Source organism: Phenylobacterium sp. NIBR 498073 (assembly GCF_027286305.1).
Classification (GTDB): domain Bacteria; phylum Pseudomonadota; class Alphaproteobacteria; order Caulobacterales; family Caulobacteraceae; genus Phenylobacterium.
Genome location: NZ_CP114599.1, coordinates 2,974,196 through 2,997,845, shown reverse-complemented (window position 1 = coordinate 2,997,845; position 23,650 = coordinate 2,974,196). Strand labels below are relative to the sequence as shown.

21 protein-coding genes are annotated in these 23,650 nt (G+C 69.9%); 12 read left to right on the top strand and 9 right to left on the bottom strand.

The features are described 5' to 3' along the window. Nucleotides 1–42: 42 nt before the first annotated feature. The 4 genes from O4N75_RS14970 to O4N75_RS14955 are packed head-to-tail and all read right to left on the bottom strand — an operon-like array spanning nt 43 to nt 2,019. Nucleotides 43–300 (bottom strand): hypothetical protein, encoded by a 258-nt coding sequence (locus O4N75_RS14970; protein WP_269626280.1) that lies wholly within the window; start codon nt 298–300, stop codon nt 43–45. Beyond that, nucleotides 297–833: an isochorismatase family protein gene (locus O4N75_RS14965; RefSeq protein ID WP_269626279.1), complete on the bottom strand. Its 537-nt coding sequence runs from the start codon at nt 831–833 to the stop codon at nt 297–299. Before O4N75_RS14965 ends, O4N75_RS14970 begins: the two co-directional genes overlap by 4 nt. Further along, nucleotides 830–1,462 carry a GNAT family N-acetyltransferase gene (locus tag O4N75_RS14960; protein WP_269626278.1) on the bottom strand — a complete coding sequence of 211 codons (633 nt, stop codon included), beginning with the start codon at nt 1,460–1,462 and terminating at the stop codon, nt 830–832. Before O4N75_RS14960 ends, O4N75_RS14965 begins: the two co-directional genes overlap by 4 nt. Further along, nucleotides 1,462–2,019, bottom strand: coding sequence for a hypothetical protein (locus O4N75_RS14955; protein WP_269626277.1), 558 nt, complete (start codon nt 2,017–2,019; stop codon nt 1,462–1,464). Before O4N75_RS14955 ends, O4N75_RS14960 begins: the two co-directional genes overlap by 1 nt. A gap of 105 nt (nt 2,020–2,124) precedes the next feature. On the opposite strand from O4N75_RS14955, the gene O4N75_RS14950 reads away from it, so the two are divergent. From O4N75_RS14950 to O4N75_RS14940, 3 genes are all read left to right on the top strand, one after another. Beyond that, nucleotides 2,125–3,102, top strand: a complete 978-nt coding sequence (locus tag O4N75_RS14950) for a LysR family transcriptional regulator (RefSeq protein ID WP_269626276.1) — start codon at nt 2,125–2,127, stop codon at nt 3,100–3,102. A gap of 94 nt (nt 3,103–3,196) precedes the next feature. Next, entirely contained in the window at nt 3,197–5,614 is a 2,418-nt protein-coding gene (locus tag O4N75_RS14945) for an ATP-binding protein (protein WP_269626275.1), read from the top strand. 101 nt (nt 5,615–5,715) lie between these two features. Then, on the top strand, nt 5,716–8,511 hold the full coding sequence (locus tag O4N75_RS14940; protein WP_269626274.1) for an Ig-like domain-containing protein: 2,796 nt from the start codon (nt 5,716–5,718) through the stop codon (nt 8,509–8,511). A gap of 1 nt (nt 8,512) precedes the next feature. Here the strand turns inward: O4N75_RS14940 and O4N75_RS14935 are convergent, their stop codons facing one another. After that, nucleotides 8,513–9,970: an NAD(P)/FAD-dependent oxidoreductase gene (locus tag O4N75_RS14935; RefSeq protein ID WP_269626273.1), complete on the bottom strand. Its 1,458-nt coding sequence runs from the start codon at nt 9,968–9,970 to the stop codon at nt 8,513–8,515. A gap of 201 nt (nt 9,971–10,171) precedes the next feature. Between O4N75_RS14935 and O4N75_RS14930 the strand changes: the two genes are divergently transcribed. The 6 genes from O4N75_RS14930 (at nt 10,172) to O4N75_RS14905 (ending at nt 15,806) form a co-directional block, all read left to right on the top strand. Continuing rightward, nucleotides 10,172–10,762 (top strand): TetR/AcrR family transcriptional regulator, encoded by a 591-nt coding sequence (locus O4N75_RS14930; protein WP_269626272.1) that lies wholly within the window; start codon nt 10,172–10,174, stop codon nt 10,760–10,762. A gap of 243 nt (nt 10,763–11,005) precedes the next feature. Continuing rightward, nucleotides 11,006–11,983 carry an ATP-binding cassette domain-containing protein gene (locus O4N75_RS14925; RefSeq protein ID WP_269626271.1) on the top strand — a complete coding sequence of 326 codons (978 nt, stop codon included), beginning with the start codon at nt 11,006–11,008 and terminating at the stop codon, nt 11,981–11,983. Beyond that, nucleotides 11,958–12,782: an ABC-2 family transporter protein gene (locus O4N75_RS14920; RefSeq protein WP_269626270.1), complete on the top strand. Its 825-nt coding sequence runs from the start codon at nt 11,958–11,960 to the stop codon at nt 12,780–12,782. The genes O4N75_RS14925 and O4N75_RS14920 overlap by 26 nt, the downstream gene beginning before the upstream one ends. Further along, entirely contained in the window at nt 12,782–13,558 is a 777-nt protein-coding gene (locus O4N75_RS14915; RefSeq protein WP_269626268.1) for an ABC-2 family transporter protein, read from the top strand. The genes O4N75_RS14920 and O4N75_RS14915 overlap by 1 nt, the downstream gene beginning before the upstream one ends. A 30-nt stretch (nt 13,559–13,588) precedes the next feature. After that, nucleotides 13,589–14,626, top strand: coding sequence for an FAD-dependent oxidoreductase (locus tag O4N75_RS14910; protein ID WP_269626267.1), 1,038 nt, complete (start codon nt 13,589–13,591; stop codon nt 14,624–14,626). 10 nt (nt 14,627–14,636) lie between these two features. Continuing rightward, nucleotides 14,637–15,806: an acyl-CoA dehydrogenase family protein gene (locus O4N75_RS14905; RefSeq protein WP_269626266.1), complete on the top strand. Its 1,170-nt coding sequence runs from the start codon at nt 14,637–14,639 to the stop codon at nt 15,804–15,806. A 21-nt stretch (nt 15,807–15,827) separates the two neighbouring features. On the opposite strand, the gene O4N75_RS14900 is transcribed toward O4N75_RS14905, so the two are convergent. Both O4N75_RS14900 and O4N75_RS14895 read right to left on the bottom strand, forming a co-directional pair. Next, nucleotides 15,828–16,514 carry an energy transducer TonB gene (locus tag O4N75_RS14900; RefSeq protein WP_269626265.1) on the bottom strand — a complete coding sequence of 229 codons (687 nt, stop codon included), beginning with the start codon at nt 16,512–16,514 and terminating at the stop codon, nt 15,828–15,830. Between the two features lie 130 nt (nt 16,515–16,644). Beyond that, nucleotides 16,645–17,466, bottom strand: a complete 822-nt coding sequence (locus O4N75_RS14895) for an aldo/keto reductase (RefSeq protein WP_269626264.1) — start codon at nt 17,464–17,466, stop codon at nt 16,645–16,647. Between the two features lie 119 nt (nt 17,467–17,585). Between O4N75_RS14895 and O4N75_RS14890 the strand changes: the two genes are divergently transcribed. Then, nucleotides 17,586–18,410, top strand: coding sequence for a transglycosylase SLT domain-containing protein (locus O4N75_RS14890; RefSeq protein ID WP_269626263.1), 825 nt, complete (start codon nt 17,586–17,588; stop codon nt 18,408–18,410). 8 nt (nt 18,411–18,418) lie between these two features. On the opposite strand, the gene O4N75_RS14885 is transcribed toward O4N75_RS14890, so the two are convergent. Then, nucleotides 18,419–19,615, bottom strand: a complete 1,197-nt coding sequence (locus tag O4N75_RS14885; protein WP_269626261.1) for a CaiB/BaiF CoA-transferase family protein — start codon at nt 19,613–19,615, stop codon at nt 18,419–18,421. 72 nt (nt 19,616–19,687) lie between these two features. Continuing rightward, complete coding sequence (locus O4N75_RS14880) at nt 19,688–21,493, bottom strand: ATP-binding protein (protein ID WP_269626260.1); 1,806 nt, start codon at nt 21,491–21,493, stop codon at nt 19,688–19,690. Between the two features lie 162 nt (nt 21,494–21,655). Between O4N75_RS14880 and O4N75_RS14875 the strand changes: the two genes are divergently transcribed. Both O4N75_RS14875 and O4N75_RS14870 read left to right on the top strand, forming a co-directional pair. Further along, nucleotides 21,656–22,819 carry a DUF2336 domain-containing protein gene (locus tag O4N75_RS14875; protein ID WP_269626259.1) on the top strand — a complete coding sequence of 388 codons (1,164 nt, stop codon included), beginning with the start codon at nt 21,656–21,658 and terminating at the stop codon, nt 22,817–22,819. Between the two features lie 48 nt (nt 22,820–22,867). Continuing rightward, nucleotides 22,868–23,641, top strand: coding sequence for an NUDIX hydrolase (locus O4N75_RS14870; RefSeq protein ID WP_267234338.1), 774 nt, complete (start codon nt 22,868–22,870; stop codon nt 23,639–23,641). Nucleotides 23,642–23,650 lie beyond the last annotated feature (9 nt).

Genomic DNA, 23,650 nt, shown 5'->3' with positions numbered 1-23,650 from the left:
TTATGGCGCGAGTCTCAGTGAGGTCAACTCGCTTTGCGAGCGTCAGGCGTCGGCCTTGCGACCCTGCAGGATGGCCTCGATCTGGTCGAGGACGGCCAGAGCGACGTCCTCGCCCTGCTGATCGCAGATCTCGCCGGCGCGCCGGATGATCTGGCTGAGGGCGACGCGGTCGCGGGGGCCGAGCAGGGCCGCCATCTGCAGCAGTTGGCGGGCGTCGGGATCCATCCGGGCGTCGCCGTCGAGGGCGGTCAGGAAGCCGCCGGCGTCACCATCGCTCGCGGTGATCTTGATCTCGCTCATGGCGCATTGGCCGCGACGAACGCCGCAGCCTCCTCTTGCAACAGGTCGTCGGCCTGGATGAGCCGACAAAGGGGGAAAAGCGAAGTCAGCGGCGCGCTGAGGGCGCGGCGCAGGTCCGGATCATCGCGCTCGCCGGTCGCGACGGCGTCGCTGAGCACCTCGACCGGCAATTGCAGGTCGGCGGCGGCGAAGGCGGTGGCGAGTACGGCGTCGGTCATCGAGAAGCCGATCAACGCCAGCGGCCCCCCGAGGCCCTGGGCGCGGCGCGCGAAGGCCGGGTGCGAGAAGGCCGACGGGCCCCGGCGCAGGTAGATCGGCTCGGTCGGCAACGGCTCCAGCCCGACGATCGGGCGGGCGCCTTCGGCGGTCGCCTCGCGCCGATGCACGTGCAGCACCGGCCAGGCGCGGGCGCGGGCCTGTTCCAGCACCCGGCGGCAGGCCCCGGTGACCTGGGCGGCGGCGGCCGGCGCCCCGGACACCCGGGCGCGTTGGAGGTCGAGGCAGACCAGGGCGGCTGGCGGCGGTGAGTTCATCGGGCGTGCGCGCCGAGGTTGGTGGCCGGGCGAGCGGCGGACCGGTCGAGCACGCCGGCCTCGTCCCAGGCCCCCTCGGGCCGCAGCAGCACCATCGGATCGCTTTCGAGGGTCAGGGCGTCGGGCGGCGGGGCGCCTTCCACCACCATCTCGACATAGTCGTGGTCGGAAAATGCGAAGCTCTCGCGGCCCGGCCGGATGCGGGCGTTGAAGTACTGCTCCCAGAAGGGGATCAGCCGCACTTGGCCGTAGCCGAGGATCTGCCGGTAGTTCTTCTTTTCGGCCAGCCGCTTGGCGGCCAGGATCAACAGCAGGGTCGCGCGCCCGCCGCGGTACTCGCGCCGTACCGCCACCCGCTCGACCTTGGCGAAATCGGCGAACCAGCGCACGCGCAGCGTTCCGATCGGCTCGCCGTTGCGGCGCAGGACCAGATGCGTGGTCCCGGCGAAGTCGTTGCCGTCGTATTCCTCGTCATACGGGCAGGCCTGCTCGCCCATATAGACCAGCGATCGGACCGCCATGGCCTGCATGATGTCGGGCAGGGTGCGGCAGACCGCGACCTCAAGCTCGGCGTCGTCGATGTCGCTGACCGCGCGGGCGTCCATCGGCATGCGGACGTTGGCGTTCATCAGGCGGCCCTCCCGACACGGGCCCAGGCGTCGGCGACGACGAGGCCGCCGGGGCCGGGGACGGGCTGCGCGCCGATCCGCTTGAGCAGGGTGCGCTCGCCGCCGGGCGTGGCCGCGCGGCCGTAGAGCGGGATGGTGGGAAAGAGCTCGCGGTGCAGCTTCACCGCGCCGGCCATCACCGTCGCGCGGCCGCGCAGCGTGGTCCCGGCCATGCCCCAGCCGTAGATGGCGACCACCGCCTCGCCCGGCCGGGCGGCCTGGTCCTGGGGCGGATTGACGCCGTCGAACACGCCGGCGGCCAGGCCGGGCTGGGCCGCGGCGGTCAGCGGGATGATGGCCATGACCCCGGCCAGTCGCCCGTCGGCGCCGCGGAAGGTGAATGAAGAGGCCTGAGTGAGATCCTGTAGCTGCGCAAGGGTCTCGACCGTGGCGATGTTCGGACTGACCGTCCGGGCGGCGAGCGCGCGGCCCTCGACAATCTCGTCGTAGGTGGCCGGGCTCAGCGCCAGCTCGCCCAGTCCTCGATGACAGCGTTCGACGAAATCGCGAATGATCATCACCACATCGCCTTCTTGTGCGAAGATGTGATTTGGTAGAGCGTCAATGTTCGAGTGTGCAGCCTCGAAGTTCGTATGGGGGCCCCACGGCCTTTTGGGTGCCAGATGGACAATGGCGACGGCGGTCACGCCGATTGGGACGACATCAAGACCTTCGTCGCCGCGGCTCAGACGGGTAGTTTCGGCGCTGCGGCCAGACGCCTGAAGACCACACAACCCACGGTCACACGCCGTATCGAGGACCTGGAGCTTCGGCTGGGGGCCAAGCTGTTCGACCGTGGCCTGCGCGGGGTTACGCTGACCCGAGCCGGGGAGATGGTCTACGACCGGGCGTTGACCATGCAGCGCGCGTCGCTGGATATCGAGCGCCTGAGCCTCGACCACGAGACCCCCGACGCCGGCGAGGTGACGGTGGCCATGCCGGAGGGGATCGGCGGCTATGTGACCGGCCTGGAGGTCGCCGATTTCGTCCGCGAGAACCCCGGCATCAAGCTCGGCCTGGACTGCGGATTTTATCCGGAGAACCCGGTCGACAGTCAGGTGGACCTCTCGATTCAGCTGATGGACGCGAGCGGGGTCCCGGAATTGACCGCTTCGCCGCTGGCGACGCTGCACTACGCGCTGTTCGCATCGCGCGAGTATCTCGAAACGTATGGGGCCCCCACGCGGATCGAGGCGGCGGTCGGCCATCGGTTCATTTATCACTCGGCCCAGGTCAGCAAACGCGGGCGCTGGGGGGCGAAAACCTCGGCGTTCATGGAGCTGGCCGAGCCGGCGATGGTGGTCAACTCCTCGACGGTGATGCTGCACGCCATCCAACGCGGCGCGGGGATCGGGGCCATTCCAACCGCCATCGTGGCGGTGGCGCCGGACCTGGTGATGCTGGACATCCCGCCGCTGGCCAGTTCGACCATCTGGCTCTGCCATCACCGCGAGAGCGCCAAGACCGGGCGGGTGGCGCGGGTCGCCGAGTGGCTCGGCTCGATCTTCGACGCCCGCGAGCGACCGTGGTTCCGCCCCGAATTCATCCACCCGCGCGAGTTCGGCGACTGGGCCTGGCCGGCGGCGACCGCGCGCGGTTGAGCGATAGGGGTCCCCACAACCGCTTCAATCGTGCCTTAACTTTAGTCACTCACGCTCATCCCGCTGATATCAAAAACGAAAAGGGGGGATCAGCATGGCGGACGGCACGGCCGAGTCGCGTCCGTTTGGCCTGGATATCTCCCAGGTGGTCTGCGACCGCGCCACGCGGCTCGCCAAAACCATGTTTTCCGCGCTCCAGGCGCAGATCGTCTTCCTGAAGGACGGCGAGGTCTGGCGTAGCCGCGATCCCGACTCCAAGATCCTGCGACAGCGCGACAGGGCGGCCGAGTTGGTGCAGGCCAGCGGCGAGCTACTGTGGGTCGAGGACGCCCATGACGACCCGCGCTTCGCCAACAGCCCTGCGGTGGTCGGCCCGCCCTTTCTGAGATCCTATGTCGGGGTCCCGATCCGGCTGGCCGACGGTTCGACCCCGGGCGTACTGGCGGTGTTCGGCGACGTCCCGCGCCGGTTCGACGCGGCCTTGGCCGGGCGGCTGGGCGACCTGGCCGAGTTCGTCGCCGACGAGTGGGCGCGGGCCCAGGCCAGCCGGGCGCGCGAGGAGAGCCGCCGCGAGCGCGACGCCATGCAGTCGACCTTGGCCGCGATCATCGAGGCCATGCCCGTCGCCGTCGTGCTGACCGACCGCGAGATGCGGGTGATCGGGGCCAGCCCCCGCTGGATCCGAACGCTCGAGCTGGGGCAGCAGATCGTTTTCGGCCGCACGGTCCAGGAACTGGCGCCGCACATGTATGGGCGCTGGCAGGAGGCGTACGACCGGGTGCTCTGCGGCGAGAGCATCAAGGCCGACCGCGTCCAGGTGACCGACGAGGTCGGGGCGATCCGCTGGTACCGGACCGAGCTGGCGCCCTGGCGCGCCGCCGACGGCGAGGTCGGCGGGTTGATCATCGCCAGCTACGACATCACCGACATGGTGGTGGCGCTGGAGGCGACCGAGCGCTCCGAGCAGCGGCTGATGCTGGCCATGGAGATCGCCGACATTCACGTCTTCGAGATGGACTATGTCCGGCGCGAACTGATCAAGACCGGGGCCGAGGACACCTTCTTCACGGAGGCCAAGACCTACGAGGAACTGCACCGCGACATCTTCAGCACCATCGATCCGCGCGACCGGGCGCGCGTCGAGGCGGCCTGGCGCGATCACCTGCGCACCGGCGAGCCCTATGCGCCTGAGTACCGGCTGGTGCGGCGCGACGAGCGCGAAGTCTGGGTCATGGGGGCCACGCGGCTGATCGTCGACGAGCGCGGCCGGCCGCTGCGGGTGATCGGCGCGTTGCAGAACATCAGCGAGCGCAAGGCGGCCGAGCAGGCACTGGTCCAGGCCAAGGAAGACGCCGAGGCGGCCAACCGGGCCAAGTCGACCTTCCTGGCGACCATGAGCCACGAGATCCGTACGCCGCTGAACGGGGTGCTGGGCATGGCCCAGGCGATGGCGGCGGAGAACGGTCTGTCGGACATCCAGCGCGAGCGGCTGGGGGTGATCCGCCAGTCGGGCGAGACGCTGCTGGCGATCCTCAACGACGTGCTCGACCTGTCGAAGATCGAGGCCGGCAAGCTGGAGCTGGAGGAGGCCGACTTCGACGTCGCAGCCCTGGCGCGCGGGGCTCACGCGGCGTTCACGGCCATCGCCAACAAGAAGGGCCTGTCGTTCTCGCTGGGTATCGAGCCGGCGGCCTTGGGCGTCTATCGGGGCGACTCCACCCGCGTGCGCCAGATCCTCTACAACCTGGTCTCCAACGCGCTGAAGTTCACCGAGCAGGGCGAGGTGCGGGTCAGCGTCGACCGCGACGCGGCGGGTCTGCGGCTCAGCGTCTCGGACACCGGGATCGGCATTCCGGCGCACCGCCTGGCGGCGCTGTTCCAGAAGTTCGAGCAGGCCGACGCCTCGACCACCCGGCGCTATGGCGGGACGGGTCTGGGCCTGGCCATCTGCCGCGAGCTGGCCGGCCTGATGGGCGGGGCGATCGAGGCGAGCAGCGAGGTGGGGGCAGGGACGACGTTTCTGGTGACCTTGCCGCTCACCTGGGTCGGAGCCAGCGCGGCGTTGCCGACGCCGCCCAGCGTCGAGGCCCAGGAAATCGAGGCCTGCGCCTGTTCGACGCTGCGCGTGCTGGCGGCCGAGGACAACACCGTCAACCAGTTGGTCCTGAAGACCCTGTTGCACCAGATCGGCGTCGAGCCGCGCATCGTCGACAACGGCTTGGAGGCGGTGCGGGCCTGGGAAAGCGGCGAGTGGGACGTGATCCTGATGGACGTGCAGATGCCGGTCATGGACGGTCCGAACGCCTGCGCCCTGATCCGCGGTCGCGAGGCGCTGGAAGGGCGCGCGCGCACCCCGATCATCGCCCTGACCGCCAACGCCATGGCCCACCAGGTCGCCGAATACATGGCCGCCGGCATGGACGGCTTCGTCCCCAAGCCGATCGAGGTGGGCCGGCTGTTCGAAGCCCTGCAGCAGGTGCTTGAGGCGGCCGGCGAGGCCGAGGCGGCCTAGCCATTCTGGCTAGAAGTACGCATTTACCACGACTTTAGATGGTGTTTTGTGCGCGATCCGGGCATTCGTGGGGAGTTAGAGTCCCGCTTGATTGAGACACCATGCCCGCACCCAGCGTCATCATCACCTTTGACAAGTCCGCGCTGAAGATCGGCGATCAGGCGAGGGCGACCTTCACTTTCACCGAGGCTCCGGTCGGCTTCACCGCAGAAGACGTGACCGTCACGAACGGGACGTTGTCGGGGCTGAGCAACGCCGGCGACCCTCTAGTCTACACGGCGGACCTCACTCCCGGGGCGGGATTGAGCGGCGTAAGCGCAGGACTGTCCGTTGCTGCGGGGAGCTATACCAACCTGAGCGGCGATCCGGGCCTGGCGGGCGCGAGCCCGGCGATCCCGGTGGACACCCTCGCGCCGACGGTGTCGATCTCGTCATCGACCGCCACGCTGCGGTCCGGCGAGAGCGCGACGATCACCCTGACCTTTTCCGAGGCTCCGACAGGCTTCAGCCTCGGCGACCTGTCGGCTACAGGCGGCACGCTGGGCTCGCTGGTCGGAACCGCGGATCCCCTGGTCTACACGGTGGACTTCACGCCCAGTGCGGGATTGGCCGGGTTCCTGGGCTCGGTGTCGCTGGCGGCAGGCGCCTACACCGACACCTCTGGAAACAGCGGCGCGGGCGGTTCGAGCTCCGCGATCGCGATCAACACCTTGGGACCGTCGGTGGCCGTCACCGCCGCCAATGGGACGCTCAAGGCGGGTGAGGATACAGAGCTTACCTTCACGTTTTCCTCCGTGCCGACCGGCTTTACGGCCAGCGACATTGTTGTCTCCGGTGGAATCGTCTCTAGCCTGACCAATATGGGCGGGGGCGTCTACAAGGCGACCTTCACCCCGACTGCCGGTGTGGACGCTGGCGAAGCCAGAGTTTCGGTGGCGTCAGGCTCCTACACCGACAGCGTCGGCAACCAAGGGGGCGGAGGCTCCACCGCGCCGATCTCGTTCGACACGCGCGCGCCGACCGTCTCGATCAGCCTGGCCGATCCGGCCCTGGGGATCGGGCAGTCCAGCGACGTCACCTTCACGTTCTCAGAAGCCGTGACCGGTTTCGGCCTCGGCGCGTTGACTGTCGACAACGGCACGCTGTCGGGACTGACCACCAGCGACAACATCGTTTACACGGCGACCCTGACACCCGCGGTGGGCGTCACCAATACGAGCAACATCATTCGCGCCGACCTGACCGGGGTCTCTGACCAGGCCGGCAATGCCGGGGTGGGGTCGACCGATTCTCCGAACTATGTCGTGGACGCCGTGAGGCCGACCGCGACGATCGTCATGGCCGATGCGGCCTTGAAGGCCGGCAAGAGCTCAGAGGTGACGATCACCTTTTCGGAAGCTGTGACGGGTTTCACCGCAGCCGACCTGTCGATCCCGAACGGGGCGATTTCGGGGTTGAACAGCAGCGACGGCGGCGTCACCTGGATCGGCGTCTTCACTCCAAATGTGGGCGTCCGCGACTCAAGCAACCTGATCATCCTGAACAACGCCGGCGTCGCCGACCTGGCCGGAAACGCCGGGATCGGAACGCCGAGTTCGGCCAACTTCACGATCGATACAGTGCGGCCCACAGCGAGCATCGTCGTCGCGGACACGGCGCTGGCGGTCGGCGAGACGACCGACGTCACCATCACCTTCTCGGAAGCCGTGAGCGGCTTCACTACAGCGGACCTGCAGGTCGACAACGGCGCGGTTTCGAACCTGACCTCCGGCGATGGGGGCGTGACGTGGACCGCGACGCTCACGCCGGCCTCCGACGTGCAGGACAGCGTAAACTTCATCGTCCTGGACAGGACCGGTGTGAGGGCGGACGCAAGCGGCAACGCCGGATCGGGGACGGTCGACTCCAACAACTATGCGGTCGACACCGCCCGCCCCACGGCGACGATCGCGGTCGCCGACGCGCAGCTGCAGGCTGGGCAGACGAGTCTGGTCACGATCACCTTCTCAGAGGCGGTGAGCGGGTTAACAATCCACGATCTGTCGGTCGCCAACGGGGGACTCTCGAACCTGAGCACCGCCGACGGCGGTGTCACCTGGACCGCGACGCTGACGCCGAGCGCTGGCGTGGTCGACCCGACCAACCTGATCGTGCTCGATACCTGGGGCGTCCTCGACGTTGCGGGCAACTCCGGGGCCAGCATCGCGATTTCGAACAACTACCAAGTCGGTTATGTCCCGCCGCAGCCTGTGAGCGAGGATGACGTGATCAGCCTGCCATCGGGCGGGGGGCAGGTGTCGGCCGGTCCCGGCGCCGACAGCGTCGCCGGCGCGGCCGGCGCCGACCTGATCCAGGGCAACACCGGCGCCGACACCCTGAGCGGCGGCGGCGGCGATGACATCGTCCGCGGCGGCCAGGACAACGACTTCGTGCACGGCAACGCCGGGGCGGATCTGCTGTTCGGCGACCTGGGCAACGACAGCGTATTCGGCGGCCAGGGCGACGATTTCGTCCAGGGCGGCGCAGGGAGCGACTATGTGGTCGGGGACCTGGGCCGCGACACCGTGCTGGGCGGGCAGGGCGCCGACACCGTGGTCGGCGGGGCCGGCGACGACTACCTGTCCGGCGACCTCGGCGACGATGTGCTGCTCGGCGGAGCGGGCGCGGACCTGTTCAACTTCAGGGCCGGGAGCGGCCGCGACGTGGTGATGGACTTCTCGTCGGCCGAGGGCGACCGCATAGCCATCTCGAGCACGGACGCGGCGGATTTCGCGGCGCTGTCGAGCAAGCTTGTCGCCGACGGCGGCAATACGGTCGTCAATCTCGCCGGCCAGACCATCGTGCTGGTCGGGGTCGCGAAGTCGGCGCTGAGCGCCGCCGACTTCGTGTTCGGCTGACCTATTCGGCCGGCTCGGCGGCGCGGGCGTGCTGGTAGGCCGAGGCGTCGAAGCGGGCGACCGCTTCGGCGTAGGCCTGCGCCGAGGCGGGCCAGTTGTTGAGGATCTTGCCTTCCGGGGTCTTGTACCAACTAGTGCAGGTCCCGGCCCACGGGGTGTGGGCGAGCTCGGCCTGGAGCTTGTCGTTGTAGGCGCTCTGCACCGCGGGGCTGACCGACAGCGGCCGCGCCTGGGCCAGGGCCTGCAGGACGTAGCCGACCTGGGCCTCGATCATGTAGATGATCGAGTTGTGGCCCAGGTTCGTATTCGGCCCGTAGAGCATGAAAAGATTGGGGAAACCGGCGACGGTGATCCCCAGATAGGCCTCCGGCCCGGCCTTCCACGCCTGGGCCAGGGTGACGCCGCCCTGGCCGCTGATCGCGGTCTCGCCGGCGAAGGACTTGGTCTCGAAACCGGTGGCGTAGATCACCACGTCCACCTCGTGCAGGCGACCCGTGGCGTCGACCACGCCCTGCGGCGTCAGGCGGGCGATGGCGTCCGTGACCAGCTCGACGTTCGGCCGGGTCAGGGCGGGGTAGAAGTCGTTGGAGATCAGCACCCGCTTGCAGCCCATCTCGTAGTCCGGGGTCAGCTTGGCGCGCAGCTCGGGGTCGGCGACCTGGGCGTGCAGGTGGGCCAGCGGGATCGGGACCTCCTCGACCGGCGCGGTCCCGTTCCGCTTGGCGATCAGCCGGTCCTCGGCCATCTGGAAGATCTCGCTGCGGACCTTTTCCATCAGCTCTGGTTGGGCGCGGAACTGGGCCTTTTCCTCGTCGGTGTAGGGCCGGTTCATGCGCGGCACGATCCAGTTCGGCGAGCGCTGGAAGAGGGTCAGCCGGCCGGCGATCTTGGCGATCTCCGGGACGAACTGGATGGCGCTGGCGCCGTTGCCGATCACCGCCACGCGCTTGCCGGCCAGGTCCGTCGAGGCGTCCCAGCGGGCCGAATGGAAGGCCGGGCCCGCGAAGCTGTCGCGCCCTTCGATCTCCGGCAGCTTGGGTCGGTTGAGCTGGCCCCAGGCGGTGACGAAGGCCTCGGCCGTGAGGCGCGAGCCGTCCGCGAGGGAGATCGACCAAAGGCCCGCGGCCTCGTCCCAGGCCGCGCCGACGACCTCGGCGCCCAGCCGAATGTGGCTGGCGAGCTCGTGGCGGTCCACGACGCCCTCGATGTAGGCGAGGATGTCGGGCTGGGCGGAATAGACTTCGGGCCAGTCCGGGTTCGGCGCGAAGGAGTAGGAGTAGAGGTGGCTGGGGATGTCGCAGCCGGCGCCGGGATAGATGTTTTCGCGCCAGGTGCCGCCGACGCGGTCGGCCTTTTCGAGGATCACGAATGACGACTCGCCCTGCGCCTTGAGCCGCAGGCCCATGCAGAGCCCCGCAAAGCCAGCGCCCAGAATGGCGACCTTCACGTCCGCGGCCATGTCGTGCTCCCCGAATAATTCTTGTATGCGGGACGCTAACGGCGGGCGGCTGGGTTATCAACGCTCACTTTGACGCGCTGGGGCGGACGCCGGCCTCGACAAGCCGTGGCCGGCTTGAGAACATCGGGCCAATAGGGAGGACGCCATGCCACGCTGGGCCTGCGCGCATTCGATCGAGTACGGCCCCGCCGGAGCTGCGCAATGACGTGGACCGACCAGGGCTCCCGCCGACGCCCGTACCATGTCGGCAACCTGCGCACCTTGCTGCTGGACGAGGCGCGGGCGCTGCTGGAGAGCGGCGGTCGCTCGGAGATGAACCTGCGGGCGCTAGCAGGGCGCGCAGGGATCGCGGCGGGGTCGGTCTATCACCACTACGCCTCGAAGGCCGCGCTGCTGGCCGGGTTGGCGGCGATGGGGTTCCGCGAATTGGAGGCCAGCCTGCGGGAGGCCGCGGCCCAGGGCGGGGCGACGCCGATCCGCACCACGGCTCTGGCCTATTTCGATTTCGCCCGGGCCCAGCCGGCGCTCTACGAGCTCATGTTCGACGCTGCGCTGATGGGCGAGGCCGATGTGGCCGAGGCCCGCGACCGCGCCTTCGCCGTGCTGCGCGAGCTGATCGCCGCCGCGCCCAGCCAGCAGGGGGTCGAGCCGGCCGTGATCCATAAGGTCGCCCTGGCGGTCTGGGCCTGCGGCCATGGCGCGGCCTCGCTCACCCAGGCCGACGAAAGCGGGAATTCGCCGCTGATGGAAGACGTGATCCAGGGTCTGGAGGCGCTGTTCCGCCCGCGCTGATCGGCGCGCTCGCCCATGAACGGAGGCGCGCAATTTCGCGGCCTTGCGCCTGACGGTTGCAAAGCTGCGCGGGTGGCCATACACCTACCCATGTTCCGCGAACGTGTCGCGGCGGATCGGATTTGAACGCGATGGCCGGCAAGGCTTCGAACATGCCGAATTACCAAGGGCTCGCTTACCCGCGCCCGACGTACTTCGCATGCCCAGCCCTTGCCCCCCAGACCCGCCATCCGAGCCCCGCCCATGTCGACCACGCCCGCCATCACCGTCCGGAACCTCTGCAAGCGCTATAGCTACGCCAAGCGCGGCCGTGGGCTGGCAGGCGCGTTTTCGTCCCAGCAAGTGACCATCGAGGCCGTGGCCGGGGTGTCGTTCGACATCGCGCCGGGCGAACGCGTGGCGATCATCGGGCCGAACGGGGCGGGCAAGTCGACCACGTTGAAGATGCTGTCGGGCATCCTGGAGCCGACGGCCGGCGAGGCGCAGGTGCTGGGGTTGGTCCCCTGGCGCGAGCGCAAGGCGCTGGCCTACCGGATCGGGGTGGTGTTCGGGCAACGCTCGCAACTATGGGGCGAGCTGCCGGCGCGGGATTCCTTCGCGCTGCTGGCCAAGATCTACGACCAGGATGCGGCGGTGGCGCGCCGGCGGCTCGGCGAGCTGTCCGAGCGCTTCGCCCTGGCCGAGCTGATGGATCAGCCGGTCAATCGCATGTCGCTGGGCCAGCGGATGCGCTGCGAGATCACCGCCAGCCTGCTGCATGGGCCGCAACTGCTGTTCCTGGACGAGCCGACCATCGGGCTGGATGTGACCGCCAAGGTCGCGATCCGCGACTTCGTGCGCGAGCACGCCCGCGACCATGGACTGACCGTGGCGCTGACCTCGCACGACACCCGCGACATCGAACTGGTCTGCGAGCGGGTGATCGTGATCGGCGAGGGCCGGATCGTCGTCGATCAGCCGACCGACCAGCTGCGCCGCCGGTTCCTGGGCCGCAAGGTCGTGACGCTGCAGTCGGCGAGCGCGGAGGTGTGCCTGGACCTGCCCGGAGTCAGCCGACGGTCGGCTGCGGCGCATAACACGGTGCTGGAGGTCGACACCCGCGTCACCCGCGTCGAGCAGGTGATCGCCGCGGCCCTGGCCCAAGGCGGCATCGAGGACGTGACCATCGAGGACCCTCCGATGGAGGAGGTGATCCATGACATCTACTCTGGCGGTCGTTGAAGCGCGGAGAGGGGCGGGCGCGGCCTGGGCAGCGCTGCGGGTCGGGGCCGGCGAGACCCTGGCGGCCTGGCCGGTGCTGGCGGGGCGCTGCGTGTTCTTCGTGATCCTGCTGCTGGTGCTGTCGGCGTTGTGGGACAAGGTGGCCGCCGAGCAGCTGCCCGGCACGCTGGCCTATGCGCTGCCGGCCGGCGGGCTGGCGCTCTACATCGGGGCGACGGAATGGGTGACGCTGTCGTTGCCGGCCACGCATCTGCGGCTGGAGGACGACATTCGTTCTGGGGGACTGGAGCCCCACCTGCTGCGGCCCAAATCGTACCTCGTCCAGGTGTTGAGCCAGAACCTGGGCGCGGCCTTCGTGCGGCTGACGGTCCTGGGGATCACGGCGCTGGCGCTGCTGGCGGCGTCGGGGCGCGCCTGGCCGCCCGCCGAGGCGTTTCCGCGCCTGCTGGTGCTGGGCGTGCTGGGCGTCGTGGTCGGGGTGCTGCTCTACGCCCTGGCCGGGCTGATGGCGTTCTGGGCGCGGCGGGTGCTGCCCTTCCAACTGGTGATCCAGAAGCTGATGTTCCTGCTGGGCGGGCTCTATGCGCCGGTGACGCTGTATCCGCCGCTGATGGAGGGGCTGGCCAAGGTCTCGCCGTTCGCCGCGCACCTTTACTGGCCGGCGGCGATGACCATGACGCCGGACCTGTTCCTGGTCGGGCTGGGCTGGCAGGTGCTGTGGATCGGCGTGCTCAGCGCGGCGTGCCTGGCGCTGTGGCGCGCGGGCCTGGCCAAGGTGCTGCGGCGGGGAGGAGTGTGATGCGGTGCATCAAGCTCTACGCCGCCGAGGCCGCCGCTTCGGTGCGGATGTCCTTCGCCGACAAGGCCAACTTCGCGCTGCAGGTCGGCGGCATGATCGTCAACGACGTGGTGTTCCTGGCCCTGTGGGCGCTGTTCTTCGCCGGATTCCGCAGCGTCGGCGGCTGGGGCATGGCCGACGTCGCCCTGCTGCTGGGGCTCACCATGTGCATCGTCGGCCTGGCCGGAGCGCTGGCCGGCGGCTATCGCGACATGGCCGGGTCGATCGTGCGCGGCGAACTGGACGGCCTGCTGACCCAGCCGGCGGGGCTGATCGCCCGGCTGCTGGCGCGCGAGAGCATCGCCACGGCCTGGGGCGACCTGGTCTGCGGCGTCGTGGTGCTGGTGCTGTTCGCGCAGGTGCGCTTGGCGCAGGCGCCGCTGCTGGTCCTGGCCGTCGGCGCCGGGGCCACGGTCTATGTCTCCGCGGCGATCTCGTTCGCCAGCCTGGCGTTCTGGGCGAGCGGCGCGCGCAGCTTCGCCCGCGACCTGACCGACTTCACGCTGCTGTTCTCCAGCTATCCGGGCTCGATCCACCAGGGCCTGGTGAAGGTCGCGGCCTATACGGTCCTGCCCGCGGCGTTCGTGGTGCTGGCGCCGGTGAAGATGCTGCGCGAACCGAGCGTGGGCACCGTGGCCGTCGTGGTCGCCTCGGCGCTCGGCTACGGCGCCTTGGCCGCGGGGCTGTTCCACCTGGGCCTGCGGCGCTATCGGCGCGGCGCCTCGCCCGGGACTTGATTTTGGAGGCGAAGCCCGCTCGTTAGGCCCATGAGCAAAGGCCCCAAGATCACCGTGGCCGGGGCCGGCGCGCTGGGCCTGACCACCGCCCTGGCCCTGGCCGACGCCGGCGCGCGGGTGACCGTGTTCGATCCGGCCGAGCCGGGCGACAACGCCTCGGGCGTCGCCGCCGGGATGCTGGCGCCCGCCTTCGAAGCCGTCCTGGACGCCAGCGCCGCGCCGCACCTTGCGCTGTTGATGGCGGCCCGCAACCTGTGGCCGGCGCTGGAGGCGCGGATCGGGCTGAGCGTTGACCGCGCCGGTGCGGTGGCGGTGGGCGACGACGAGTACCTGGCGCGCATCGACGGCGGCCTGCGCAGCCAGGGGCTGCATCCTACCGAATTGGAGCGCGCGGCCCTGGCCGGCCTGGCGCCGGACCTGGCCGACGGCTGGCGACGCGGGCTGCTGGTGCGCGAGGACTGGCGGATCGAGGCCGGCGCGGGGCTGGCGGCGCTGCGCCGCGCCGCGCTCGAGGCCGGGGTCGAGTTCCGCCAGCAGGCGGCGAGCGGCTTCGAGGGCGGCGAGCGGTTGGTGATCGCCACCGGCGCGGGGCGCGACCTGGCGGTGGTGGCGCCGGAGTTGTCGCACCTGTCGCCGATCAAGGGCCACATCCTGCGGACCCGCGAGCGGGCCTATCGCGGCGTGGTGGTACGTGGTCAGGGAGCCTATGTCACCGGCGCGCCCGGCGGGCTGACCATCGGGGCGACGATGGAGGCCGGGCTTGGCGACCGCGCGGTGGAGCCGGCCAAGGTCGAGCCGTTGAAGGCGGCTGGCGTGCGCCTGTTCCCGCACCTGGCCGGGGCCAGCTTCCAGGCCGAGACCGGGGTGCGCGGGGCGACGCCCGACGGACTGCCCATGGTCGGCCGCGGGCGGCATCAGGACGTGCTGCTGGCGGTCGGCGCGCGGCGCAACGGCTGGCTGCTGGCCCCGCTGGTCGCGCGGCTGATCGTGGCTTGCGTGACGGAAGGGGAAGCTGGTCCTTTTGCCGACGCCATGAGTCCGGCGAGGTTCGACGCGCCGGCGAAGTAGGGAGAGAGCGATGAGCGGCTTCTGGTTGAACGCGGAACAGGAAGCCATCGTCGAGAGCGTGAGCCGGCTTTGCGCCCAGTTCGACGCCGACTATTGGCGCAGGACCGACGAGACCGGCGACTTTCCCGAGGAATTCGTGGCCGCCATGGCCGCCGGCGGTTGGCTGGGCACGGCGATGCCGGCCGAGCTGGGCGGGGCCGGCCTGGGGCTGACCGAGGCGGCGCTGGTCATGCAGGCGGTGACGCAGTCGGGGGCCGGCTTCTCCGGCGCCAGCGCCATGCACCTGAACATCTTCGGACCGATGCCGATCGTCAGGTATGGCAGCCAGGAGCTCAGGAACCGGGCGATCCCGCGGCTGATGTCGGGCGAGGACAAGATCTGCATCGGCATCACCGAGCCGGACTCCGGCCTCGACACCACCAGCCTGACCACACGGGCGACGCGGACCAACGACGGCTATGTGATCTCGGGCCGCAAGGTGTGGACCACCATGGCCCAGCGCGCCAACAAGATGCTGATCATTGCGCGGACCACGCCCAAGGATCAGGTCAAGAAGCCGACCGAGGGCCTGAGCCTGTTCTACACCGACTTCGACCGGTCGAAGATCAGCGCGACGGTGATCCCGAAGATGGGCCGCAAGGCGGTCGAGTCGAACAGCGTCTTCATTGACAACCTGGAGGTCCCGGCCGGCGACCTGATCGGCGAGGAGGGGCGCGGGTTCTACTACCTGCTCGACGGGCTCAATCCCGAGCGGGTGCTGTTCGCCGCCGAGGCGGTGGGGCTGGGCCGCGCGGCGCTGGCGCGGGCCTCGACCTACGCCAAGGAGCGGATCGTGTTCGGCCGGCCGATCGGCCAGAACCAGGGCGTCGCCCATCCGCTGGCCAAGTCCTGGGCCGAGCTGGAGGCCGCGAACCTGATGGCGTTCAAGGCCGCGGCGCTGTTCGACGCCGGGCGCGAATGCGGGGCCGAGGCCAATGCGGCCAAGTACCTGGGCGGCGAGGCGGGGTTCCATGCCTGCGAGTCCGCGGTGCTGGCGCACGGCGGCATGGGCTACGCCAAGGAATTCGACGTCGAGCGCTACTTCCGCGAGGCGATGATCGCTCGCATCGCGCCGATCAGCCGCGAGATGGTGATGAACTACATCGCCGAGCGGGTGCTCGGCCTGCCCAAGAGCTACTGAGCAAGCCGAAACCGGGCCCTATCAGCCGAGGTTGAAGCGGATCGGGATCTGCACCGTGCCGCCTTCCACCGGCTGGCCGTCGCGGGTCATCGGGCTCATCCGGAAATAGGGGGCGAGCTTGAGCGCGGCGCGGCCGAAACCCTCGTCGGCCGGCGATTCCCGGGCGATCGAACAGCCGCTGAGCGAGCCGGCGGCGCTGACCTGGCAGGAAATCGTCGCCGTGCCGCCGACGCCGCGCCGCTGGGCGGAGTCCGGATAGAAGCGAGCGAACTCGCTGGGGCCGGGGCGCTTGAGCCAGTTCGGGGCGACGATCACGGCCGGCGGCGCAGGCGTCGGCGGGGCCGGCGGTCCCAGGGTCGTCGGCGGTTCGCTCGGCGCCGGGGTCGGAACCGGCGGCAGGGGGATGGGCGCCGGGGGCGTGAACGGCAGGTCGAGGGCAGCCGGCGGCCGGGGCGAGGCCGGGCGGTCCTGCGGCAGGGCCTCCGGCTTTGGCGGCGGGGGCGGGGGCGTCCAGGTCTCGACCGTGATGATCGGGCCCTCGGGCAGGGCCTCGGGCTCGGGCGGCGTCCAGGTCTTGACGGCGAGGTAGGCGGCCAGGCCGCCGTGGACGATCACGGACAGGGCGATGGCCGCGGTAACGGCCGGAGATCGGCCGGAACGAGGCTTCGACGGGCCGAGCGCGACCGGCATGAACTGACGGATGACCATTGGCGACCTCCCTTTGTTTTTCGTCGCTGAAACAAAGGGTCGCGCCGCGATCATGTCCGAAGCTTGGCCGTTGGGAAGCGCAACGGTGGCGGGGCGGTGACCAAGTGGCGCCGCCGCCCAGCGGGCGGATCTAGCCGAAGGTCAGCGGGTCCGGGCCGATGCGGCCGTCGGCGGTGTCGAGGGCGGCGAAGGCGGCCATATCCTCGGCGTCGAGGGCGAAGTCGAAGACATCGAAGTTCTGACGCAGGCGGTCCGGGTTCGCCGACTTGGGGATCACCAGGAAGCCGCTGTCGAGGTGCCAGCGGATGATCGCCTGGGCCGGGGTCTTGCCGTGCTTGGCGGCGATCCTGCCGATCACCGGGTCCTGCAGGACCTTGCCCTGGCCCAGCGGGCTCCAGCATTCGGTGGCGACGCCCAGCTCCTGGTGCGCGGCGCGCAGGGCGGTCTGCTGGAAGCGGGGGTGCAGTTCGACCTGGTTGACGGCCGGGGCGACGCCGGTCTCGCCGACGATGCGGCGCAGATTGTCGACGGTGAAGTTGGAGACGCCGATCGACTTGGCGCGGCCTTCTTCCTTAAGGCGAACCAGCGCCTTCCAGCTTTCGACATAGAGGTCCTGGGTCGGGCAGGGCCAATGGATCAGGTAGAGGTCGACGCTGTCGCGGCCGAGCCGCTGAAGCGACTTGTCGAAGGCCTTGAGGGCGCGGTCGTAGCCCTGGCTTTCGTTCCAGAGCTTGGTAGTCACCGCCACCTCGCCGCCGGCCGCGGCCCGCTGAAGGCCCTCGCCGACGCCTTTCTCGTTCTGATAGATGGCGGCGGTGTCGACATGGCGATAGCCGGCGTCGATCGCCGTCTGAACGATCACAGCGGCTTCGTCATCGGGCACCTGCCAGACGCCGAGGCCGAGCTGGGGCAGCGCCGCCCCGTCATTGAGGGTGATCAGCGGCTGGGTCATCAGCGGTCCTCGCGGAAGGTGGGAAGCGCAAGATCGGGAGCAGCCGCGCGGGGCGCAAGTCGCCATCCCCAAAGAACATGGTTAGCGACGCGTTAACCATGTGGGGGCACATCTGGCCCATGGCGATCGAGGGAATCAGGGGAGTTGTGGAGGCCGCGATCCAGCGGGCCTCGAACGCCACTGGCGTCGACTTCACCTTCCTGATGAAGACCGCTGCCCGCGAGAGCGGCTACAATCCGCGCGCCAAGGCTCCGACCTCGTCGGCGGCGGGTCTGTTCCAGTTCGTCGAGCAGACCTGGCTGGCGACCCTCAAGCAGCACGGGGCCAAGTACGGTTACGCGCGTTATTCGGAACTGATCACCAAGGGAACGGACGGCCGCTATCGGGTCGCGGGGGCCGAGGCGCGCAAGGCGGTGATGGACCTGCGGATGGACCCGCACGCCGCCTCGCTGATGGCCGGGGAGCTGACCTCCGACCACGCCTCGTACCTGAAGGGCCGGGTGGGCCGCGCGCCGACGGCCGGCGAGCTCTACGCCGCCCACTTCCTGGGGCCGCAGGGTTCGGCGCGGCTGATCGAGGCCGTGCGCAGCCAGCCGGGCGCGAGCGCCGCGGCGATGTTCCCGGACGCCGCCAGCGCCAACCGCTCGATCTTCTATCGCGACGGGCGAGCGGCGACGGTGTCGGAGGTCTATGCGAACCTGACCAAGGGCGCGCACGGCCCGGCCTCAACCGGCCAGCGCCAGGCCCCGACCGACACCAAGTTCGTGCAGTACGCTTCGGCCCGGCAGCAGGCCCTGCAGGCCAGCCAGGACGCGATGGTCGACCTGATCCTGCGCGGGACCAAGTCCGACGACGACGCCAGCGCTGGTCAGCGCATGACCGGGTCGCTGTTCACCAGCGAGATGCTGCGGGTGTTGTCCGAGGCGCGCGACAAGGCCAGCTAAGGGGCCAGCTAGGCTGCGGCCCCGGCGCTGAGCATGGCGTCGATCTCGGCGGGCGAATAGCCGATCTCGGAAAGCACTTCACGCGTGTGTTCGCCCAGGCCGGGCGCCGGCGGACGGCGGTCGGCGTCGGCCCCGGGGAAGCGGGCCGGCGCGGCGGGAGAGCGGTAGGCTCCGCCCTGGCCGTCCTCGATTTCGACGAAGGCCCCGGCGGCGGCGGCCTGCGGGTCGGCGACGACCTCGGCCGGGGTCTGGACGGGCGCCCAGACCTGGTCGGCCGCATCGAGACGCCGAATGATCTCGGCGTAGTCGAGGGCGCCGAAGGTCGCGTCCAGCTGTTCGACCAGGGCGACGCTGTTCTGCCGGCGAACCTTGCCGGTGGCGAAGCGCGGGTCGAGCGGTAGGTCGGGGCGCTCGAAGGTCTGGCAGAGCACCTGCCAGTCGTTGCTGGCCCCGCGCGGATTGAGCACGAACCAGTGGCCGTCGCGGCTGCGGTAGAAGTTGGCCAGCGGGTCGAACGGGGCGCTGCGCGGGCGGTTGGAGGCGAGTTTGCCGAAGGCCAGCTGGACCGCGAGGTCGGAGCCGACGGCGTAGACGCCGGTCGCCAGCAGCGAGGTTTGGACCACGCGTCCGACGCCAGTCCGCTCGCGCTCGTAGACCGCCGCCAGGATCGCCGAGACGGTGGCCAGCGAGGTCATGTGGTCCCCGACGCCGGTGCGCAGGATGAACGGGTCCGAGCCCTTCGGCGCGTGCATGTGGGCCACGCCCGCCCGCGACCAGAAGGCGGTGACGTCGAAGCCGGGCTTGGCGGCGTCCGGTCCGTCGAGCCCGTAGCCGGTGACCATGGCGTAGATCAGCCGCGGATTGGCGGCCCGCAGAGCCGCCTCGTCGAGGCCGGCGCGCTTGAGCGCGGCGGGGCGGACATTGGTCAGGAAGATGTCGGCCTGGGCCGCCAGGCGGGCGAGGGCGTCGCGGCCCTCCGGTTTGCCGATGTCCAGCACCATGGCGCGCTTGCCGCGGTTGTCGAGGCCGAAGGTCGGGTTGCCGGTCAGCTCGCTCTTGGCGTCGCCGAAGACGTGGCGCATCGGGTCGCCCTCGGGCCGCTCGACCTTGATGACGTCGGCGCCCCAATCGGCCAGGACGCCGCCGGCGCCTGGCGCGGCGATGTAGGAGGCGAACTCGACGACCTTCAGACCCTGCAGCAGCACGCGCACCTCCCTTGTTGTTGGAGGCATCTTGGCGGCGCGGCGGCGCAGCCTCAAGACTGTCCGGACGTCAGCCTAGGCGAAGGCCCGCGCCGGCGGGGCGTCGCGTTCGACCGCCACGGCGTCGGCGACCGCGCGGGCGACGGCGGCGACGCTGACCGGCTTGCGCAGCACGACGTCGGCGCCGGCCTGGGAGCATTCCTCGGCCTCGTCGGCGTCGCCGCCGATCACCGCGACGATCGGCGTCTGGGCGTTGTCGCCGTTGAGCTCTCGGATGGCGGCGATGGCGGCCGGGCCGTCGAGGTTGGGCATTCGCCCGTCGATCATCAACAGGTCGAACTCGCAGACCCGGGCCAGGTCCAGGGCGCGCTGGCCGTCGACGGCGTGGACGACCTGGTGGCCGAGCTGTTCGATGACGGCGCGCAGCATGGCCGCGTTGAGGGCGTCATCCTCGGCGATCAGCACGCGCATGCGCTGGCGCGCTTCGGGAAGCGCCGAGGCCAGCTCGATCGGGGCCTCCAGCTCGCGCTCGGGCAGCGCGTCGGCGTTGAAGGGCAGTTCCAGGCGGAAGCAGGAGCCGACCCCGACGGCGCTGTGGGCGGACAACTCGCCACCCATCAGGCGGGCCAGCTGGCGTGAGAGCGACAGGCCAAGGCCCGCGCCCGAGGTGCCGGCGCTGGTGCGGGCGATGCGGTTGAAGGGCTCGAAAGCCTGCTCGAGCTCTTCCTTGGCCAGACCCGGCCCGGTGTCGGCGATCTCGATGGACAGGCGTCCCGAAGCGGCCAGCTCAACGCGGGCCTCGACCCGGCCGCGGATGGTGAACTTCAGCGCGTTGCCGAGCAGGTTGGCGAGAATCTGGCGGGCGCGGTGCGCGTCGGCCATGGTCGCGCCGGTCTCCATCGCCGCCAGATCGGAGGCGACGTGGAGCGACAGCTCGAGCCCGCGGGCGGCGGCGTTCGGGCGGTTGAGGATCACCAGGTCGCGGACCAGCGCCACGGCGTCGAAGGCGTGGGTGTCGACCTCCAGGCGGCCAGCCTCGGCGGTCTCGGAGTCGAGCGTCGTGTTGAGCACCGCGATGAGGTCGTTGGCGGCGTCGAGGGCCGCAGAGAGCTGTTCGCGCGAGGGCGCGCCGCGACCGTTATGGCCGACCGCCGAGGCGAGCACGTGGGCGACGCCGGTCAGGCCGTTGCGGATCTCGTGGCTGAGGGTGGCGACGAGGTCGGACTTCGATCGGGCGAGCCGCCGCGCCTCGTCCATGCGCAGGTCACGGTCGGCGATCAGCACCTCGCGCTCGGCGGCGAGCGCGAACTGGCGGCGCAGGATGCGGTTGAGGATCATCGCGAGGGCGAGGGCCAGGGCGATGGCGCCCATGGCGAGCTTGGCCAGGGCCTGATCGTCCGGATGGCGCATTAGGAAGTAGAGCGGCCCGGCGGCGGTGGCCATGCCGACGATCAGCAGACTGGGCAACCAGGGGGCCGTGAAGAAGATGACGATGGCGGCGGCTGCCACGGAGATCAGCATCAACTCGCTGCGGGCCGGGCCCGCACCGTCCCCGAAGGCGGCCATCTGGGCCACCGCGACGGCCCAGATCAGGCCGCAGAGAATGTGAATCTGGCCGCGCTTTCGTAGGTCGGCGAGCGCCTCCGGCTTCTTCAGCCAGTTCACGGCGGCGTAGAATACGCCCCAGGCGATCGCGAAGATCGCGAAGGTGCCGGTCATCCAGACGGCGTTGCTAGCGTAGGCGCCGGCCCAGACCAGCATGGGCAGGCTGATCGCGAATACGGTCAGGGCGTAGGGCAGCAGCGACGTCTGAGTTTCGAGGGCCTGCTGGGTGACCGACGACCCGCCTCGGGCCTTGGAATTCTCGGTCTCGACCAGCATGAATCGGGTTCCCTCGGCGGCTGGTGGAAACCATACGGCGGCAGGGTTCGCGATCAGTTACGCGACATCGTAAATCCACAGATTGAGGGGCAACCGTTCGTTAAGCTTAACCTTAGATTATCCTTTTGGCGGGGGCCTCAGCCCTCTTCTGGGGCAAGGGCTATGGCGACGACGCGGGCGGCGCTGACGGACGAAGATATCCGCACGCTGGTCAAGGGCGCGACGCCGGACGAGCGCGCCTTTGCGGCCCGCAAGATCTGCCGCCGGCTGGATGCCGCCGTGCTCAGCGAGGAGGATCGCGCGCACGCCCAGGAGATCCTGCGCGTGATGGCCCATGACGCCGCCGAAATGGTGCGTGAGGCGCTGTCGGTCACATTGAAGAGCTCGCCATTGGTGCCGCGGGACGTCGCGGTCCAACTGGCGCAGGACGTCGAGCGGATCTGCATGCCGATCCTCGGCGCTTCGCCGGCGTTCACCGACGCCGACCTGGTCGAGATCGTGCGGGTCGGCGGGCCGCTGCGCCAGGTGGCGGTGGCCCGGCGGCCGCAGGTGTCGAAGACGGTGACGCGCGCCATCGTCGAGCTTGGCGAGGAGGGGGCGGTCGAAGCCGCTTGCGCCAACGACAACGCCGATTTCGCCGAGGAGACCCTGGACGCCGCGGTGGCGCGCTTCGAGCGTTCAGAACGCGTATTGGCGGCGTTGGCCTACCGCGACGCCCTGCCGCTGGCGGTCACCGAGAAACTGGTCGCCCTGGTCGGCGACCAGGTGCGCGATCACCTGCTGAACCGTCATGAGATTTCGGCGGAGCTGGCCTTGGAGATCGCGCTGGGCGCGCAGGAGCGCGCGACCGTCGACCTGGTCGACCAGGCCGGACGCACCAGCGACGTGAAGGCCTTCGTCAGCCACCTGCGCGAGAACGAGCGGCTGACCGCCTCGCTGCTGCTGCGGGCGCTCGCGCAGGGGCACATGACCTTCCTGGAGTGGGGGCTGGCCGAGCTGGCCAGCGTGCCGCATCACCGGACCTGGTTGATGATCCATGACGCCGGCCCGCTCGGACTGAAGGCGATCTACGACCGCGCGGGGATGCCGGCGCGCCTGTACGGGGCGTTCCGGGCTGGGGTGGATACCTACCACTCGATGGAGTTCGACGGCGGCGCGCGCGACCGCGAACGCTTTCAGGAGCGGATGCTGCAGCGGTTCCTGACCCAGGTCGATGTCGCCAACCGCGAGGACTGCGACTACCTGCTCGACAAGATGGACCGGCTGTCGGCCGACGCACGGGCGGCCTATCACGCCGAGGCGCAGTCGCGACAGGCCAGCGCCTGACCTAGGGTCACACTTGCGCGGCGGGGGAGAGGCTCCCAAGCTGGCGGCATGACGAGCCAAGACATCAAGCCGGCCGCGACGATTCTGCTGCTGCGCGACGCGCCGGACTTCGAAGTGCTGATGGTCAAGCGCCATCACCAGATCGACTTCGCGTCCGGGGCGCTGGTGTTTCCAGGCGGCAAGAGCCACGCCGGCGACCATGACCCGGCCTGGGCCGAGCGGGCGCTGGGCTGGTCTGACTTCGACGCCGAGCAGCGGGGCTTGCGGATCGCGGCGATCCGCGAGGTGTTCGAGGAAGCCGGCATTCTGTTGGGCCGGCGGGCCGACGGCGCGGCGATCGGCGGAGAGGCCGCCTCGCTGGATGTGCGTCTGAAGGTCGATCGCGGCGAGCTGGCTTTTCTTGACGTCGCGCGTGAGCTGAACGTCGTCATCGATTTGAATGCATTGACGATTTTTGCAAGATGGATCACGCCGCCGCTGACCCCCAAGCGGTTCGACACCTGGTTCTATGTCGTGGATGCGCCGGACGATCAGGTGGCGGCCTGCGACGGGCGCGAGACTGTCGATGCGGAGTGGATCGCCCCGAGCGAGGTGCTGCGGCTGGCGCAGGCCGGCGAGCGCAAGGTGATCTTTCCCACGCGCATGAACGTGCAGTTGCTGGCCGAGGCGGTCAGCGCCGACGATTGCGTGGTCCGGGCCAAGGCGCGGACCCTGGTGACGGTCGAGCCGCAGATCCAGGATCGCGCGGGCGGCAAGGTGCTGGTGCTGCCGCCGGACGCCGGCTACGGCGTGGTCGAGGAGCCGCTGGCGAACGTGATGTAGGCGATTGCG